3 protein-coding genes are annotated in these 1,641 nt (G+C 41.7%); all 3 read left to right on the top strand.

Annotated elements, in window-relative coordinates; translation table 11 throughout:
• Positions 1-662 precede the first annotated feature (662 nt).
• The 3 genes from AB447_RS15960 to AB447_RS15950 are packed head-to-tail and all read left to right on the top strand — an operon-like array spanning position 663 to position 1,448.
• Entirely contained in the window at positions 663-899 is a 237-nt protein-coding gene (locus tag AB447_RS15960; protein WP_057957653.1) for a hypothetical protein, read from the top strand.
• Positions 886-1,143: a DUF2829 domain-containing protein gene (locus AB447_RS15955; RefSeq protein WP_048406900.1), complete on the top strand. Its 258-nt coding sequence runs from the start codon at positions 886-888 to the stop codon at positions 1,141-1,143. Before AB447_RS15960 ends, AB447_RS15955 begins: the two co-directional genes overlap by 14 nt.
• Positions 1,140-1,448 (top strand): hypothetical protein, encoded by a 309-nt coding sequence (locus AB447_RS15950; protein WP_053071264.1) that lies wholly within the window; start codon positions 1,140-1,142, stop codon positions 1,446-1,448. The genes AB447_RS15955 and AB447_RS15950 overlap by 4 nt, the downstream gene beginning before the upstream one ends.
• Positions 1,449-1,641 lie beyond the last annotated feature (193 nt).

Raw genomic sequence — 1,641 nt, 5'->3', positions numbered from 1 at the left:
ATTTATCGATAAGATTTACTTATCAAGAAATAACGGGATACGCACCATTCCCTTATCAAGGTGAATTCGGATACTCAAATTAAGGCGATGAAGAATGAAGCCAAACGGGAGGAGCATTCTGAGCCGGATCGCGCTAGTCTTGCGGCTTTGGTATCGGGAGATTATATGAAGTATGTTTTTTGGACATGCTGCCTTACAATGCTTGGCTTCCTCCCGAAGTATGTGTAAGGCGCAAATTTGAATAAGCGTTTAGCGTAAGGAGGAATTGTACAACTAAGATAAGAGGACAGTCCAAGACTGAACTATCGAGTATTATGGTATTAAGCGAGTAGACAAGTTTATTTTTTAAAATTTATTGCATAAAATAAAATACATCGAGAATTACCCCTTTTTTTGCACCCTCCATTTGGGTGCATTTTTATTTGGGTAGCTACTGACCACGGAAGGCGTTCGGGTGCACACGGATAGCCGGATGAAAGCAAGCGTTTCAGGGGGTTCAGTCTTAAACCCCTTGGTTTTATGTTCTCTGTAAACCGGGTCCAGTGAATCTTAGATTAAACGATTGACGGCAAAGGGAGCCTCTGAGTGTGGGCCCGGTTTAGAAAGAATATACCAGGCGCTTTCCCAAATGGGAGGGCGTTTTTTATGTAGGAGGCTTGCATATGGAAGTCGTTATAGAAAGTATTGAGAGAAAAGGAGAAACCCTATTTAGTGATGGGAGCATAATGGGATTTGAAACCTATGGGTTTTTGATAAAAGCCACCGTTCGTTTTAAATCCGCTGAAGTTGAAGGCAGCTTTTATTTTCCGGGTGAACAGGAAATGAGCTTTTCAAAAGCTGAAAAGAAAATACGTGAGTTGTTCGTCAAAGAAGGAGGAACAAACGATGAAATTTGGTGAAGCAGTGGATTTACTTAACGACGGTTATAAAATTACCCGGTCTGGATGGAACGGCAAAAGAATGTTTTTGTATTTAATTAAGGGTAGTGAATTAGCTAAAGGTTTGAAATATGGATATGGCGAGTATCGAGGGGAACCGGTATTCGACAACTTTATCGTTATGAAAACAGCAAATAACAAAATTGTCCCGTGGCTTGCGTCTCAAACTGACATGCTCGCAGAAGATTGGGAGATCATCAAATGAAGTTTGGACAAGCGTTGGAATTACCCGATCACGGTCACAATATAACTCAGTCTGGCTCGCACAAGTATATGTACGTGGTCGGTCGAACGGTTATAGATGCGAAAAAACAATGGCGTAACATACGGTCGCGTTATCCGCAGTACAAAAACCCGATATTTATTTCGCGCAACGCTTCAAGCCTAGATGGTCTTAGTCCTGACAGAATGGTACTCGTTTTGTTGACGGGCTATTTAGAGAATCCCATAGTGAAAAACGATTTCTTTCGTTACTTAGTCGAGAATGCAGCGGAGGTTAATTACGAATGAGGGGATGGCAATTGGTACAAAGGCGTATGAGTAGAGAGCGTTTTTTATTTAAAGGAGGGAAGCCGAGTGTGCATTGAAAAATCCAGCCTGCTTCTTACGGAAGGCGTAAAGCTATCTAAAGAAAAGCCGCCATTATTACAGATTGAGCTTGAGGATATTGATTCGGTTCCGCGCGTTTTCTATAAAGGCGAAA

The sequence above is a fragment of the Bacillus glycinifermentans genome, from assembly GCF_001042475.2.
Classification (GTDB): Bacteria; Bacillota; Bacilli; order Bacillales; family Bacillaceae; genus Bacillus; species Bacillus glycinifermentans.
Note: the sequence above shows the minus strand (reverse complement) of the source record. Positions and strands in the feature narration are given on the sequence as shown.